Annotated in this window: 11 protein-coding genes and 2 pseudogenes; 7 read left to right on the forward strand and 6 right to left on the reverse strand. The window is 69.8% G+C overall.

Translation table 11 applies throughout. From position 1 onward, the window contains the following. Positions 1 to 30 precede the first annotated feature (30 nt). Both INQ48_29380 and INQ48_29385 read left to right on the forward strand, forming a co-directional pair. Complete coding sequence (locus INQ48_29380) at positions 31 to 1,548, forward strand: AMP nucleosidase (GenBank protein ID QRF57357.1); 1,518 nt, start codon at positions 31 to 33, stop codon at positions 1,546 to 1,548. A gap of 147 nt (positions 1,549 to 1,695) precedes the next feature. After that, positions 1,696 to 2,688, forward strand: coding sequence for a tripartite tricarboxylate transporter substrate binding protein (locus tag INQ48_29385; protein ID QRF57358.1), 993 nt, complete (start codon positions 1,696 to 1,698; stop codon positions 2,686 to 2,688). 10 nt (positions 2,689 to 2,698) lie between these two features. Here INQ48_29385 and INQ48_29390 read toward each other — a convergent pair whose 3' ends face one another. After that, positions 2,699 to 3,400 carry a helix-turn-helix transcriptional regulator gene (locus tag INQ48_29390; GenBank protein ID QRF57359.1) on the reverse strand — a complete coding sequence of 234 codons (702 nt, stop codon included), beginning with the start codon at positions 3,398 to 3,400 and terminating at the stop codon, positions 2,699 to 2,701. 82 nt (positions 3,401 to 3,482) lie between these two features. On the opposite strand from INQ48_29390, the gene INQ48_29395 reads away from it, so the two are divergent. After that, positions 3,483 to 4,661, forward strand: coding sequence for a cytochrome P450 (locus INQ48_29395; protein QRF57360.1), 1,179 nt, complete (start codon positions 3,483 to 3,485; stop codon positions 4,659 to 4,661). 54 nt (positions 4,662 to 4,715) lie between these two features. Here INQ48_29395 and INQ48_29400 read toward each other — a convergent pair whose 3' ends face one another. After that, positions 4,716 to 5,705, reverse strand: coding sequence for a pyridoxamine 5'-phosphate oxidase family protein (locus INQ48_29400; GenBank protein ID QRF57361.1), 990 nt, complete (start codon positions 5,703 to 5,705; stop codon positions 4,716 to 4,718). Between the two features lie 40 nt (positions 5,706 to 5,745). After that, on the reverse strand, positions 5,746 to 6,393 hold the full coding sequence (locus INQ48_29405; protein QRF57362.1) for a glutathione S-transferase: 648 nt from the start codon (positions 6,391 to 6,393) through the stop codon (positions 5,746 to 5,748). 120 nt (positions 6,394 to 6,513) lie between these two features. On the opposite strand from INQ48_29405, the gene INQ48_29410 reads away from it, so the two are divergent. Continuing rightward, positions 6,514 to 7,404: a LysR family transcriptional regulator gene (locus tag INQ48_29410; GenBank protein ID QRF57363.1), complete on the forward strand. Its 891-nt coding sequence runs from the start codon at positions 6,514 to 6,516 to the stop codon at positions 7,402 to 7,404. A 9-nt stretch (positions 7,405 to 7,413) separates the two neighbouring features. Here INQ48_29410 and INQ48_29415 read toward each other — a convergent pair whose 3' ends face one another. Then, the gene (locus INQ48_29415; GenBank protein QRF57364.1) at positions 7,414 to 8,088 is read right to left on the reverse strand and encodes a hypothetical protein; all 675 of its coding nucleotides are present in this window, start codon (positions 8,086 to 8,088) and stop codon (positions 7,414 to 7,416) included. Beyond that, positions 8,085 to 8,960 carry a hypothetical protein gene (locus INQ48_29420; protein QRF57365.1) on the reverse strand — a complete coding sequence of 292 codons (876 nt, stop codon included), beginning with the start codon at positions 8,958 to 8,960 and terminating at the stop codon, positions 8,085 to 8,087. Before INQ48_29420 ends, INQ48_29415 begins: the two co-directional genes overlap by 4 nt. Positions 8,961 to 9,274: 314 nt before the next feature. On the opposite strand from INQ48_29420, the gene INQ48_29425 reads away from it, so the two are divergent. Together INQ48_29425 and INQ48_29430 are read left to right on the forward strand one after the other, a co-directional pair. Further along, entirely contained in the window at positions 9,275 to 10,180 is a 906-nt protein-coding gene (locus INQ48_29425; GenBank protein ID QRF60950.1) for an ATP-binding cassette domain-containing protein, read from the forward strand. Positions 10,181 to 10,235: 55 nt separating this feature from the next. Then, a complete protein-coding gene (locus INQ48_29430; protein QRF57366.1) occupies positions 10,236 to 11,081 on the forward strand; it encodes an ABC transporter permease in 846 nt (281 codons plus the stop codon). A 718-nt stretch (positions 11,082 to 11,799) separates the two neighbouring features. On the opposite strand, the pseudogene INQ48_29435 reads toward INQ48_29430, so the two are convergent. Then, positions 11,800 to 12,500 (reverse strand): annotated as a pseudogene (locus tag INQ48_29435) (IS30 family transposase). A gap of 453 nt (positions 12,501 to 12,953) precedes the next feature. On the opposite strand from INQ48_29435, the pseudogene INQ48_29440 reads away from it, so the two are divergent. Then, positions 12,954 to 14,516 (forward strand): annotated as a pseudogene (locus tag INQ48_29440) (PQQ-binding-like beta-propeller repeat protein). The last annotated feature ends 88 nt before the right edge of the window (positions 14,517 to 14,604 follow it).

The following is a 14,604-nucleotide window of genomic DNA, read 5'->3' on the forward strand; positions in this document are numbered from 1 at the left end:
GCGGTCACGACGGCATTGCACAATGCCGCCATGCCCTACATGCCCCCCTTCGTCGCACCCGCCCGCTTCACCGACGCCGCCGCCGCGCTCGACCAGGTGAAGGCCATCTACCAGGGCGGCCTCGCCCATCTGCGCGCCTCGATGCTGCGCTTCGTGGACGGCGAGGAGCTGCCGGGCCGCGTGCGCGCCTGCTATCCCTTCGTGCGGGTCCACACCCACACGGTGGCGCGCCACACGCCGCCGGCCAATGCCGGCCTGAGCTACGGCTTCGTGGCCGGACCCGGGCGCTACGAGACCACGCTGACGCGGCCCGACCTCTATGCGCGCTACTACCTCGACCAGTTCCGGCTGCTGCTCGAGAACCACCAGGTCGAGCTCGAGGTGGGCACCAGCACGCAGCCGATCCCGATCCATTTCTCGTTCGCCGAGAACGATCACATCGAGGGCACGATGAGCCCCGAGCGGCGCGCGCTGATGCGCGACGTGTTCGACCTGCCCGACCTGGGCGCGATGGACGACGGCATCGCCAACGGCACCTTCGAGGCGCTGCCCGGCGAGGCGCAGCCGCTGGCGCTGTTCACCGGCGCGCGCGTCGACTACTCGCTGCACCGGCTGCGCCACTACACGGGCACCCTGCCCGACTGGTTCCAGAACTTCGTGCTGTTCACCAACTACCAGTTCTACATCGACGAGTTCGTGCGCCTGGGCCACGAGGCGATGGCCGACGAGAACAGCGAGTACATCGCCTTCATCGAGCCCGGCAACGTGGTGACGCGCCGGCGCGGGCTCTCGGCCGGCGCCAGCGCCACCTTCGGCCACCTGCTCGACGGCAGCCAGGGCACGGCGCCGCCGCGGCTGCCGCAGATGCCGGCCTACCACCTGGTGCGCGAGGACTACAGCGGCATCACCATGGTCAATATCGGCGTCGGCCCGGCCAACGCCAAGACCATCACCGACCACATCGCGGTGCTGCGCCCGCATGCCTGGATGATGCTGGGCCACTGCGCGGGCCTGCGCAACACGCAGCAGCTCGGCGATTACGTGCTGGCCCACGCCTACGTGCGCGAGGACCACGTGCTCGACGAGGAGCTGCCGCTGTGGGTGCCGATCCCGGCGCTGTCGGAGATCCAGCTCGCGCTCGAGCAGGCGGTGGCCGACGTCACGAAGTGCGAGGGCCCCGAGCTCAAGAAGATCATGCGCACCGGCACCGTGGCGAGCACCGACAACCGCAACTGGGAACTGCTGCCCGGCAACCAGCCGCAGCGCCGCTTCAGCCAGAGCCGCGCGGTGGCGCTCGACATGGAGAGCGCGACCATCGCGGCCAACGGCTTCCGCTTCCGCGTGCCCTACGGCACCCTGCTGTGCGTCAGCGACAAGCCGCTGCACGGCGAGATCAAGCTGCCCGGCATGGCCAACCACTTCTACCGCGAGCGCGTCGAGCAGCACCTGCGCATCGGCATGCGGGCGATCGAAATCCTGCGCCAGGAAGGCTCGACCCGGCTGCACAGCCGCAAGCTGCGCAGCTTCGCGGAAGTGGCGTTCCAGTGAGATCCGACCTGCCAAAAGCGTGACTTAGTTCCGTATTTGGCGAGACTGGAGGCCCATTCCCAGGGTTTTCCCCTGGGCGTCTGTCACCGGCACGACAGGCGCTGTGCGTCATCATTTGTTTACCTTTTTAGACAATCGGAAACAAACATGCCGCACCCGACCGCCCTGCCGCCTTCGCCCGGACGCCGGCGCTTCCATGCCTGGCTGGGCGCGCTGGCCGTGCTGGGAACGGGGGCGGTGCGCGCGGCCGAGCCGCAGCTCACCGCGAAGCTTCGCATCGTGATCCCCGCCAACGAGGGCGGCGGCTGGGACCAGACCGGCCGCGCGCTCGGCGCCGCGATGCTGGCCTCGGGCGCGGTGGGCGAGGTGGTGTACGAGAACATCGGCGGCAAGGGCGGCACCATCGGCCTGGCGAAGTACGTCGAGAAATACGACGCCGACCCCGACGCGACCCTGATGAGCGGCATGGTGATGGTCGGCGCGGTGGCGCTGCAGAAGCCGGCCGTGACGCTGGCCCAGGTGGCGCCGGTGGCGCGCCTCACGAGCGACTACGAGGTGGTCGCGGTGCGCGCCGATTCGCCGATCAGGACGCCCAAGGACCTGATCGCCCAGCTGCGCGCCGACGCCGCGAAGACCGTGATCGCAGGCGGTTCGGCCGGCGGCGTGGACCACATGTACGCCGGCATGCTCGCGCGCGTGGCGGGCAACACCGCGGCGCTGGTCTACCAGCCGCACCCGGGCGGCGCGCAGGTGGTGGAGTCGCTCGAGTCGGGCAAGTCGGCGGCCGGCATCTCGGGGTACAGCGAATTCAGCGAGGCCCTCGCGAGCGGCAAGCTGCGCGCCATCGGCGTGTCGGCCAGGCGGCCCTTCCTCGGCATCCCCTCGGTGCGCGAACAGGGCGTGGACGCCGACCTCGCCAACTGGCGCGGCGTGCTCACCGGCAAGAAGGTGACGCCCGAGCGGCGCGCCGTGCTGCTCGAGGCGGTGCGCCGCGCCACCGTGGCCGACCTCTGGCAGAAGACCATCCGGAAGAACAACTGGGACGCCTACTGGATGGCGGGCAAGGACTTCGAGGGCTTCCTCGAGCTCGACACCGCGATGGCGGGCCCGCTGATCTACCTGCTCAAGCTCAAGGCCTGATTCGAGGCGATCAGGCACCGGCGAACAGCTCGGGCATCTCGCGCACGGCCTTTGGCGTGAGCGCGAGCGCGCGGCCGTCGAGCTCCTGGCGCACCCAGCCGCGCTTCAGCGAGAGCTGCAGCCAGGCGGCGCCGAGCGCGCCGCCCAGGTGCGGGCGGCGCTCGCTCCAGTCGAGGCAGGCGCAGGCGAAGCGGCGGCGCGAACGCCGCACCGCGTCGACCTCCACGCCCAGGCTCTCGAGCGCGACCGCGCCCTCGGTCGTGAGTTCGTAGGAGCCGCTCGCGAGGCCGCTGAGCCAGCCCTGCGCATGCAGCCGGTCGTGCAGCGCGACGCCCGCCGTGCCCGCCATGTGGTCGTAGCAGGTGCGCGCGCTGCGCAGCCGACTCGGCGTGCTGGGCTTGAACCCGGCCACGCGCGGCGCGCCGGCCACCACCATCAGGCCTTCGAGCGCGGCCGCCACGTCGTCGTCGGCGAGCCGGAAGTAGCGGTGCTTGCCCTGCACCAGCAGCGCGACCAGCCGCTCTTCCCTGAGCCGCGCGAGGTGCGCGCTCGCGGTCGAGGGCGCGACCTCGGCCACGGTCGCGAGCTCGGTGGCGGTGCGCGCATGGCCGTCCATCAGGCAGCTGAGCATGCGGGCGCGCGCGGGCTCGGCGATGGCGCCGGCGAGGCGGGCGAGCTGGAGGTCCGGGTTCGCGGAGGCGGCGGTGTTCATGCGGCGATCCTAAGGCGCCATGCCATCCCACACTTCGGCCGCGAGCGAAGTGTGACGGACACGCGCGGCGCAGACTTCGGCCATGAGCACGCCGCACCCCACCCTCGAGACGACGGCCCCGACCGACCCCGTCAAGGCCGTCGTGCATCCCGATCCCTATCCCTTCTACGCCACCCTGCGCGACGGCCCGCCGCTGGTCTGGAACGCCACGCTGCGCCTGTGGGTCGCGAGCCGCGCCGAGGTCATCGAGACGCTGCTGCAGGCCCACGGCGCGCTGCGCGTGCGCCCGGCCGCCGAGCCGGTGCCACGCGCCATCGTCGGCCAGCCCGCGGGCGAGGTCTTCGGCCACCTGGTGCGCATGAACGAGGGCGCGGCGCACCAGGCGCACCGGCCCGCGCTGCAGCGCGCGCTCGCGGGCCTCGACCTGCAGGGCGCGCATGCCGTCGCGCTCGAAGCGGCCGCGCTCACGCGCGCGCTGCCGCTGTCGGACGCGCTGTTCTCGATCCCGCTGCGCGCGGTGGCGCGGCTGCTGGGCTTCGGCGATGCGGCGCTGCCGCGGGTCGACGGGTGGATGCGCGACTTCGTGGCCTGCCTGTCGCCGCTGTCGAGCGAAGCGCAGCAGCGTGCGGCGAGCGTTGCGGCGGCTGCGCTGATGACGCGCTTCGAAGCCCTGGTGGCCGACGCACCGGCCGCGCGCGGCACGCTGCTCGCGGCGGTGCGCGAGGCCGAACCCGCGGACACGCCGGCCTCGCGCGCGCTGCTCGCGAACCTCGTCGGCCTGCTGTCGCAGACCTGCGATGCAACGGCCGGCCTGCTCGGCAATAGCCTGATCGCCTGGCGGCGCGAACCGGCCGCGCGCGAGGCAGCGGCCACGCGCGACGGCCTGCAGAAGGTGGTGCAGGAGACCGCGCGCCACGACCCTTCCGTGCACAACACGCGGCGCTTCGTGGCCGAGCCGGTGGACATCGCGGGCACGCCGTTGGCCGCGGGCGATGCGGTGCTGCTGGTGCTGGCGGCGGCGAACCGCGATCCGGGCTTCAATCCCGAGCCCGATCGCTTCCAGCCGCTGCGCGCGCGGCGCCGCATGCTGGGCTTCGGGCATGGGCTGCATGCGTGCCCGGGGCAGGCGCTGGCCTGCACGCTCGCGGCGGCCGGGCTCGAGGCCCTGCTGGGCGAGCGCCGGGCGGAGATGGAGCGCGTGCTCGAACGCGGGTGGCGCTATCGGCCCTCGGTCAACGGGCGCATTCCCTCGTTCGATTGAGACCCCACCGTTCGCGCCGAGCTCGTCGAAGCGTCGCGCGAGGCTTCGACAAGCTCAGCCCGAACGGTGGGAGGACTCCGCCCACTGCCCCATGCGCGCCAGGAACGGCGACAGCTGCGCCGCGCCCCAGCGCAGCGGCAGCGCGCCGGGCCGGCGCAGCACCTGCTGCACGCGCAGCCGCAGCAGCCGCTCGGCGCCCTCGAAGGACGCGAGCTCGGGCCCGTCGATCACGATCTCGGCCGTGGCCGCGACATGCAGCATCTCGCCGCTGTCGAAGTCGACGAACAACAGGCCCGCGCGCTGATAGGCCAGCAGGTTGCCGAAGGTGTTGAAGAAGCGGTTGCCCGTGAAGTCGGGCACCGTCAGCACCCCGCCGCCGATATCGTCCACGCGCACGAAGCCGGGCCGGCCGCCGCGGTGCGAGACGTCGACGCCGCGCGCGCTGGCATCGACCTCGTCGCCCTCGATCGCCGCGCTCGCGGGATGGGCGCTGGCGATGAACAGCGTGTCGGCGCGCTGGATCAGCGCGCGCGCCGCGTCGTCGAGGCCGTCGAGCCATTGCACCGCCGCGGGCGCCGAGGCCGGCGGCCGGTAGGCGGGCTCGCGCGCCTGGATGTACTTCGGGCAGTTGCCGAAGCTCTGCTGCACCTCGAGCGTGAAGCCCGCCGCGTCGAGCGCCTCGACCGTGCCGTTCATGCGGTTGCGCCGCCGCGTGTGCGGCTGGATGCCGAGCAGCCCGAGCGTCGCGCCGTCGCGCAGCGAGGCCGCGAGCGGATCGCCGGCAGCGGGCAGCGCATCGATGCGCAGGTGCGTCGGGTCGGGCGAATGCGCGAAGCCGGCCGGCGCGGCCAGCATGCTGGCCCAGGGCTGGCCCTGCGCGTCGATGCTGCCGGTGACCAGGAAGGGCAGCAGCGCGAAGAAGTCGCGGTGCTGGTCGGGCATGAAGTCGCGGATCACGCGCGAGCCGGCTGCGGCCATCACCTCGCGCGAGCCGGCCTGCAGCTGCATCGCGCGTTCGCCGGCGTGGAAGGGAACATCGATCATGGCGGACCTCCGCGAGTTTCTTCGGTGAGCGTGGAGGCGATCAGGCGGCCAGCGCGACGGGCGAACGCACCATCGGCACGAAGCCCGGCAGCGCCTCGACGCGCGCGAGCCACTGCCGCACGTGGGGATAGGGATCGAGCGACACGCCGCCCTCGGGCGCATGGGCCACGTAGGCGTAGTTCGCGATGTCGGCCAGCGTGGCCGACTCGCCCACCAGGAAGGGCCGGGTTGCGAGGTGCTGCTCCATCACCTCGAACAGCGCATGGGCGCGCTTGCGCACCTCGCTCGGATCGTCGGGCCGGCCGAACAGCGCGAACACGCGCGCGGCCGCCGGCCCGAAGGCGAGCTGGCCCGCCGCCACCGAGAACCAGCGCTGCACCTGCGCCGCGCCGAAGGCATCGCGCGGCATCCAGCGGCCGGGATCGGGCGCATAGCGCTCGTTGAGGTAGACCAGGATCGCGTTCGAATCGGCGAGCGTGAGTTCGCCGTCCTCGATCACCGGCACCTGGCCGAAGGCATTGAGCGCGAGGAACTCGGGCGTGCGGTTGGCGCGCGCGCGCATGTCGATGTCGATGGCCTCGAAGGGCAGGCCCAGCAGCGACAGGAACAGCCGCACGCGGTGCACGTGGCCCGAGATCGGCGTGCCGTGGAGCTTGATGAACTGGGCCGGTTGGCGCGAAGCGGTCATGGTCGGAATCCTCGAAGTGGTGGCGTCGGAATGGATTCTTCTCTCTTGCGTCGATCGAAGGAATACACGTCATCGGATTTGACTGCTGCGTTTTTCGGATGAATCCGATCTAATCGCCCGATGGATCGCTTCAAGGCCATGCAGACCTTCGTGCAGATTGCCGACCAGGGCAGCCTGACCCGCGCCGCCGAGGCGCTCGGCAGCTCGCTGCCCGCGGTGGTGCGCGCGCTCGCCGCGCTCGAGGCGCACCTCGGCGTGCGGCTGTTCCACCGCACCACGCGGCGGCTGTCGCTGACCGAGGAGGGCCGCCACTACCTGCCCGCCGTGCGCGAGGTGCTGCTGGCGGCCGACGCCGCCGACCTCGCGCTGCAGGCCGAGGCGCGCGAGCCCGAAGGCCGGCTCACGATCACCGCGCCGGTGCTGTTCGGCCACATGTACGTGGCGCCCGCGATCACGCGCTTCATGCAGCGCCACGCGCACGTGCGCTGCAGCGTGCTGCTGTACGACCGCACGGTGAACCTGCTCGAGGAAGGCATCGACGTGGGCATCCGCATCGGCAGCCTCGAAGACTCCTCGCTGGTCGCGCAGACGCTCGGCAGCATCCGCCGCGTGGTGGCCGTGAGCCCCGCCTACCTGAAGCGCCACGGCACGCCGCGCCATCCGCGCGACCTGGCCGGCGCGCCCGCGGTGCGCGGCCGGCTCGATGCGCCGGCGCAATGGAGCTTTCACGAAGGCAGCCGCACGATCCATGTGGCGACCGTCACGCGGCTCGAGTTCAACCACCTCGCGCCGGCCGTCGAGGCCTGCGCCGCGGGCATGGGCTTCGGCACCTTCTTCTCCTACCAGGTGCTGCCGCTGGTGGCGCAGGGCCGGCTCGCGCTGGTGCTCGAGGACTTCGAGCCGCCGCCGCGGCCGGTCAGCGTGATCTATCCGAACGCGCGGCTGCTGCCGGCGCGCACGCGTGCCTTCATCGACTGGATGAAGGACGAGTTCACCGGGCTGCGGATGTAGCCCGGAGGCTCAGGGCGCCTCGGGCGGCAGCGGCCGGCCGTCGCACAGCCGCTCGGCGTCGTTGACCATGCCGCGCACCGCTTCCTCGAGGCCGAGGTTCAGCACCGCCATGAACTCGCCGTTGGCGCTGGCCCAGTTGGCGCGCGTGCCCATGCCGTGGTACTGGCGCGAGACGGTGGCGCCGCCCGGCAGCCGGTAGTCGACCTTGATCGCCACGTGCGACACCAGGTTGAGGTCGACCGACCAGGCATGCGCGAGCCGCAGCGAGACCTCGGCGCCGAGCTGGCGGCGCGCCAGGCCCGCGGCCGGCGGCGCCTCCGCGAGCGCGTCGAAGCCGTAGCGGCGCGTGGCCAGCAACGCATCGCGCACCCAGGGCACGGCATCGCCGCCGCGCAGCGACTCCACGCGGCGCGGCGTGGCATGCACCGTCGGCAGCATGCGCGTGAGGTTGCCCATGTGGCTCTTGTTGCGGCGGATGTCGTCGACGCGCGCGAGGAACAAGGTGCAGCGCTGCGCGATGCGGAAGGCCAGCACCGGTGCCTCGTCGGGCCGCTGCCCGGGCTCGGGCGAGGACTCGAAGACCATGCTCAGCGGCTCGTTCTCGTCGACCGCGTGCGCCAACGGCGTCAGCGCGCCGGCCAGCAGCACGAGTACGGCAGCGCGATGAAAGCGAAGGCGCGTCATGGCACGGTGCTCCGGATCGAATACAGCGCCTTGTCCTCGTCGCGGAACAGCACGCGCGGCGGACCGGCCTGCGTGTCCTCGATGCCCTGGCCGCCGATCACGACCCATGTGCCGTTGACGTTGAAGCGCCCGGTCTTCACCGGGCCCGCGCGCGCGCCCGCGATGTCGAGCGCGAACAGGCGCATCGTCTGCGCCACCGAGTCGCGCATCACGGCGCGCAGCGCCTGCCCATCGTTGGCGACCAGCCGCCGCACCACCGTGGGCCGCGTGCCGCCGCCGATCGGCGACTGGTAGATCGCGCCCGCACGGTAGACCGGCTCGCTGCCGCCGTCCTGCCACAGCAGCGCGGTGGTGCGCGTGGTGAAGGCGCCGAGCCCCGGCTCGAGCGCGTACTGCAGCAGCAGCACGAGATAGGCGGGCCCGTTGCGCGTGGCCGCGATGCGTGCCTCGTGCTGTGCCTTGGGCGGCATCGCGGGCAGCACCTGCGCCGAGGCGATGCGCAGCGGCGGATAGAGGCCGGTGGCACCGATCTCGCCGAGCGCGATGCCGGCCTCGGTGCGGTAGTCGTAGTCGAGCAGCGGCCCGACCGTGGCGCCGACCTCGGCGCTCATCTCCTTCTGCCGCGCCTGCTGCACCGAGGAGTCGATCAGCGCGCCGATCATGCCGCCGCCGAGCGCCGCGGCCGCGCCGGGCGGCTGGGCCGAGAACATGAAGCTCTCCTGCGCGACCACCACGCGCACGTCGACCTCGGGCAGCTTCGCGCGCTCCGCCGCGCCGATCGACCGATGGAAGGGCGCGCAGGCCGCGAGCAGCGCGCTGCACAGCACGAGCAGCAGCGCGGGCCACGGCCGCGACGAGGTCGATGCCCTCATCGGCCGCGGCCCCGGAAGAAGAAGGAAGTGCACGGCCTGTGGCTTGTCGGCATGGAAGGTCGGACGAAAGAATGCGTGAACGGACTACGGCCGGGGCCGGCGAAGCCGCGATTGTGTATCGCTTGCACGCGCCGTGGGCTCGCGGTGAACCCTGGTCCCCGACGGACGGCGCCGCACGCGGGCCTGCGTCAGAATCGTCGCGTTCCGCGGTCCTCCTCATCTCCCTTCTTCCGGTCCCGCCCGTGTACACCTCCGCCTCCCAAGCTGCCTCCGCTCCCTCGCCGGCCACCGCGCCCGCCGCGCCGCTCTTTCGCGTGGCGAACCTGCGCAAGCGCTACGGCGACACCACGGTGGTCGACGATCTCTCGTTCGACATCGCGCCCGGCGAGTGCCTCGGCGTGATCGGCCCGAACGGCGCCGGCAAGACCACCACCATCCGCATGTGCCTGGGTCTCACCGCGCCCGACGGCGGCAGCATCGAGGCGCTGGGCCTGCAGATGCCGCGCGACGCGCTGGCGATCAAGGCGCAGCTCGGCGTGGTGTCGCAGTTCGACACCCTCGACCCCGACTTCAGCTGCGCCGAGAACCTCGTGGTCTACGGCCGCTACTTCGGCTTCGCGAAGAAGCAGGTGCGCGAGCGCGTGCCGCAGTTGCTGGAGTTCGCGGCGCTCTCGCACAAGGCCGATGCCAAGCCCGGCGAGCTCTCGGGCGGCATGCGGCGCCGGCTCTCGCTGGCGCGCGCGCTGGTCAACGACCCCAAGCTGCTGCTGCTCGACGAGCCCACCACCGGCCTCGACCCGCAGGCGCGCCACCTGATGTGGGAGCGCCTGCAGGTGCTGCTGCAGCAGGGCAAGTCGATCCTGCTGACCACCCACTTCATGGACGAGGCCGAGCGCCTGTGCTCGCGCCTCTTGGTGCTCGACCACGGCCGCAAGATCGCCGAGGGCCGCCCGCGCGACCTGATCGCCGAGCACCTCGAGCCCGACGTGGTCGAGGTCTATGGCAACGGTGCGCTCGCGCTGGCGAACGTCGACGCACTGCGGGCCCTGGCCGCGCGCGTGGAGGTCAGCGGCGAGACGGTGTTCTTCTACACGCAGGATGCGCGCCGCCTGCTCGAGGCGCTGTCGCAGCACCCGGGCTTGCGCACCTTCCACCGGCCCGCGAACCTCGAGGATCTGTTCCTCAAGCTCACGGGGCGGCAGATTCGCGAGGACGGCTGACGCCTGTGACGCGCCACGCCACGAGAACATCAGAGACACCCACCGAGCGCATCGCATGACCACCCCGACCCTCGCCACCGAGCCCTCCTCCTCTTCTTCGCCACCCTCGCCTTCCGCGTGGCGGCCGCCGCAGCTGTCGATGCGCTGGTGGCCCGTGTTCCTGCGCAACCTGCTGGTGTGGCGCAAGCTCGCGATCCCGAGCCTGATCGGCAACATCGCCGAGCCGCTGATCTGGCTCGTGGCCTTCGGCTACGGCATGGGCGCGCTGGTGGGGCAGGTGAGCGTGGGCGAGACGAAGGTGCCCTACATCCTGTTCCTGGCGAGCGGCTCGATCTGCATGAGCGCGATGAACGCGGCCTCGTTCGAGGCGCTGTATTCGGCGTTCTCGCGCATGCACGTGCAGAAGACCTGGGACGGGATCATGAACGCGCCGGTGGGGCTGGACGACATCGTGCTGGCGGAGATGCTGTGGGCGGCGTTCAAGTCGATCTTCACGGTGACGGCGATCCTGTTCGTGATGCTGGGGCTGGGGATCAGTCACAGTCCGAAGCTGTTCGTGGCCTGGCTGGTGCTGGCGGGGGCGGGGGTCACGTTTTCATCGATCGCGCTGATCTTCAATGCGCTGGCGAAGGGGTATGACTTCTTCACCTACTACTTCACCTTGTTCATGACGCCGATGATGTTCTTGAGCGGGGTGTTCTTTCCGCTTGAGCAGCTGCCTGGGGCTGTGCAGGTGGTGGCTGGGTGGTTGCCGTTGGCCAATGCTGTGGCGTTGGTTCGGCCCTTGTTCATGGATCAGTGGCCTGTGGGGTGGGGGCGGCATGCTGGGGTGCTGGTTGTGTATGCGGGGGTGGCGTTTTGGGTGGCGTTGGCTTTGACTCGGAATCGGTTCAGGGCTTGATGTTTTTTGAGGGTGCGCTTTTTGGTTGGGCCGTTGGCCGGGTCTCGCCCCGGCGGGCGACTCACTTTTCTTGTCTCGCCAAGAAAAGTAAGCAAAAGAAGGCGACCCCACTGTCTGTGTCCCTCCGCTTCGCTGCGGGCAACCTGCGGTGCTCGGGGAAAGCGGGGGTCCGCAGAACTCGCTGCACTTCGTTCCGCTCAGACAGCTGCGGCCCTGATCCCGCTTTCCCCTGCGCTCCTCGGCACAGCCAGAGGGGGGTGATTCGGGCCTTTGCTTCGCTCGGCCTGGCATGCCCAACGGGCCTTCGCTGCGCTCGGCCGCGGGCACCTAACAGGCCATCGCTTCGCTCGGCATTGGTATTGCCCCCTCTCCCTCTGGGAGAGGGCTGGGGTGAGGGCTCCGGGCGGTGGATACCGTCAGACCCTTGGTGAGGCCCAGTGCCCTCACCCTAACCCTCTCCCAGAGGGAGAGGGGACAAGACAAACACAAGGCCGAGCGAAGCGATGGCCCGAACAGCATTGCAAGGCCGAGCGCAGCAAAGGCCCGCCCCACCCCCTCTGGCTGCGCCGAGGAGCGCAGCGTTTCGCGGATCAGGGCTCGCAGCTGTTTGAGCGAAGCGAGTTCTGCGAGACCCCGCGAAACGCGAGCACCGCAGGTTGCCCCGGAGCGAAGCGGAGGGGTCGCAGACAGTGGGTCGCCTTTTCTTTGGTTGGCGGTTTCAAAGACCAAGTGCAACGGTCGGGACAAGGCCTGCTTTGTCCATATAAACGTTGTCGAAGAACACCTCGGCAGGACTGCGCCAGCCGAGTGTCTTGCGAGGCCTCATGTTGAGTTCCCAAGCCATGCCGTCGAGCTCCCGCTGGGAGTGCACGCTCAAGTCGGTGCCCTTGGGCAGGTATTGCCGCAGCAAACCGTTGGTGTGTTCGTTGATGCCTCGCTGCCATGGACTGTGCGGGTCGCAGAAGTAGATCTTCAAGCCCGTGTTTTCGGCGAGCTTCTTGTGCAGCGCCATTTCCTTGCCTTGGTCGTAGGTCAGCGTCTGGCGTATTTCCGGGGGCAATGCCGAGAAGGCCAGTGTGAAGCCATTGAGCGCGTCCAGTGCGGTGCTGCCATCGAGTTTGACCAGCATGGCGAACAACGATCTGCGGCATACCAGCTTGCCCACGGCCGAGGCATTTGCCTTGCCCTTGATAAGGTCGCCTTCCCTCGTACTGGCCAGGCCGCACGACGCACCCGCCGCGCTCGCTGGCCAGCTCGGCTCGCGTCGTAGCCTCCAGCGACTCGCGGCCGGCCCATCACACACTGCTCGGACTCGTTTTGGTAACCATTGCGGCGCAGCTCTCGAGTGATGGTGCTCGGCGACCTGCCCAGCACTGCGGCAATGGATCGAGCGCTGTAGCCCTGCACTTTCATGGCCATCACCACTCCACGCTCTTCCGCACTCAACTGCTGATAGGTATTCGCCATGCAACTCCTCTGAATTTGAAGTGTTGCACTTGGTCTTTGAAACCGCCGTTACTTTCTTTTGGCGAAGCAAAAGAAAGTGACTCGCCCGCCGGGGCGAGACCCGGCCAACGGCCTAACCAAGACACAAGCACCTTAAGAAAACCCAAACCCCTGTCTCACCAGCGACCAATTCCCCCTCCACATTCCCTAGACTCCCCCGCGCGTCCCAAAAAAAGGCCGAACAAAGAGAAGAGAGAAGGAGACCCCGTGCCCATCCCCCCGCTGTTCCGTCACCTGGCCATCGCCGTAGCCGCCCTGCTCGCAGCCTGCAGCACGACAACAACCACAACGAGCCAACCGTCAACGCCCCCAGCAGTCGCACAGACACCAGAGCCAACACCCGCAGCGGCCACCGCTCTCGTCACCACAAGACCCACAGCCTGGCACCCCCCAGAGCCCCTGGTCCAACCTTCGTCCTTCTCCGGCGTCCACGGCCTCGCCATCGACCAAAAAGGCCGCCTGCTCGCAGGCTCGGTCCTGGGCAACACCCTCTGGGAAGTCGACAGAAAAACCGGTGCAGCAAAGATCCTGATCGACGCCCCCGAAGGCCAATCCGACGACATCGCCATCGGCCCCCAAGGCGAGATGGCCTGGACCAACTACCTCATGGGCATGCTGCGCTACCGCGAGCACGACAGCGCCCCCATGCGCGTCCTCGCCAAGGACCTGCCCGGCCTCAACTCCCTGGCCTTCGACCCGCGCAACGGCAAGCTCTACGCCTCGCAGGTGTTCCTCGGCGATGCGCTGTGGGAGATCGACCGCGCGGGCCAGAAGCCGCCGCGGCTGATCCGCAAGGACATGGGCGGCTTCAACGGCTTCGAGGTCGGGCCCGACGGCATGCTCTACGGGCCGCTGTGGTTCAAGAACCAGGTGGTGAAGATCGATCCGGCCGACGGGCGCATCACGCCGATCGCCGACGGCTTCCAGATCCCGGCCGCGGCCAACCTCGACGGCAAGGGCAACCTCTGGGTGGTCGACGCGCGCAGCGGCGAGCTCGTGAAGGTCGAACTCGCCACCGGCCGCAAGACGGTCGCGAAGCAGCTCAAGGCCTCGCTCGACAACCTCGCGATCGCGCCCGAAGGCACGATCTACATCTCGAACATGGCCGACAACGAGGTCATGGCCTTCGAGCCCGCCACCGGCGAACTGCGCACGCTCACCGGCGGCAAGCTCGCGGTGCCGGCCGGCATGAAGCTCGACGGCAACGACCTCTGGGTCGCCGACGTGTTCGGCTTCCGGCGGGTGGACGTGCGCAACGGCGAGGTGCGCGACGTGTTCCGCATGCAGCGCGAACCCGAGCTCGAGTACCCGTTCGCGGTCGGGCTCTCGGCGCGGCTGTTCGCGCTGAGCTCGTGGTTCACGGGCACGGTGCAGCTGGTCGACCGGCAGACGCTGAAGACGGTGGAGACGATCCACGGCCTGAAGGCGCCGTTCGATGCGATTCCGATGCCCGACGGCAGCGTGATCTACGCCGAGATCGCCACCGGCAGCATCACGCGCGCGAGCGGCGCGAAGTTCGCCGAGCGGCAGGTGATCGCGAGCGGGCTAAACGGGCCGGTGCAGATGGTGATCGGCCGCGACGGCGCGCTCTACGTCACCGAGGCGGCCGGCAAGCTGCTGCGCATTCCGCTCGACGCCAGCGCGCCGCTGCGCACCATCGCCGACAAGCTTGCGCTGCCCGAGGGCCTGGCGCAGACGCCCTGGGGCAGCTTCGTGGTGGCCGAGAGCGCGGCGCGGCGGCTGGTGGAGATCGACCCGGCCGATGGCTCGCGCCGCACCATCGCCGAGAACCTGCCGATCGGGCTGGCGCCCGGGCCGGGACTGCCGCCACCCTACGTGGTGACCGGCGTGGCGGTCGGGCCCGACGGCACGGTCTACATGGCGGCGGACCGGAACAACGCGATATACCGGATCCGGCCTCAGCGCTGAAAAATTAAGAAAAAAGTAATCTAAACAGAACTGTAAAACACCAGTTTACTTTTAAAAACAAACATTACAAACTCGCCCGGAACGGTCC

The organism is Variovorax paradoxus, assembly GCA_016806145.1.
Classification (GTDB): Bacteria; Pseudomonadota; Gammaproteobacteria; order Burkholderiales; family Burkholderiaceae_C; genus Variovorax.

Coding starts and splice junctions, on each gene's coding strand:
- INQ48_29405 (QRF57362.1), bottom strand. CDS start 6,393: ATGACCGCTTCGCGCCAACCGGCCCAGTTCATCAAGCTCCACGGCACG.
- INQ48_29390 (QRF57359.1), bottom strand. CDS start 3,400: ATGAACACCGCCGCCTCCGCGAACCCGGACCTCCAGCTCGCCCGCCTC.
- INQ48_29420 (QRF57365.1), bottom strand. CDS start 8,960: ATGAGGGCATCGACCTCGTCGCGGCCGTGGCCCGCGCTGCTGCTCGTG.
- INQ48_29380 (QRF57357.1), top strand. CDS start 31: ATGCCCTACATGCCCCCCTTCGTCGCACCCGCCCGCTTCACCGACGCC.
- INQ48_29410 (QRF57363.1), top strand. CDS start 6,514: ATGGATCGCTTCAAGGCCATGCAGACCTTCGTGCAGATTGCCGACCAG.
- INQ48_29430 (QRF57366.1), top strand. CDS start 10,236: ATGACCACCCCGACCCTCGCCACCGAGCCCTCCTCCTCTTCTTCGCCA.
- INQ48_29395 (QRF57360.1), top strand. CDS start 3,483: ATGAGCACGCCGCACCCCACCCTCGAGACGACGGCCCCGACCGACCCC.
- INQ48_29385 (QRF57358.1), top strand. CDS start 1,696: ATGCCGCACCCGACCGCCCTGCCGCCTTCGCCCGGACGCCGGCGCTTC.
- INQ48_29415 (QRF57364.1), bottom strand. CDS start 8,088: ATGACGCGCCTTCGCTTTCATCGCGCTGCCGTACTCGTGCTGCTGGCC.
- INQ48_29400 (QRF57361.1), bottom strand. CDS start 5,705: ATGATCGATGTTCCCTTCCACGCCGGCGAACGCGCGATGCAGCTGCAG.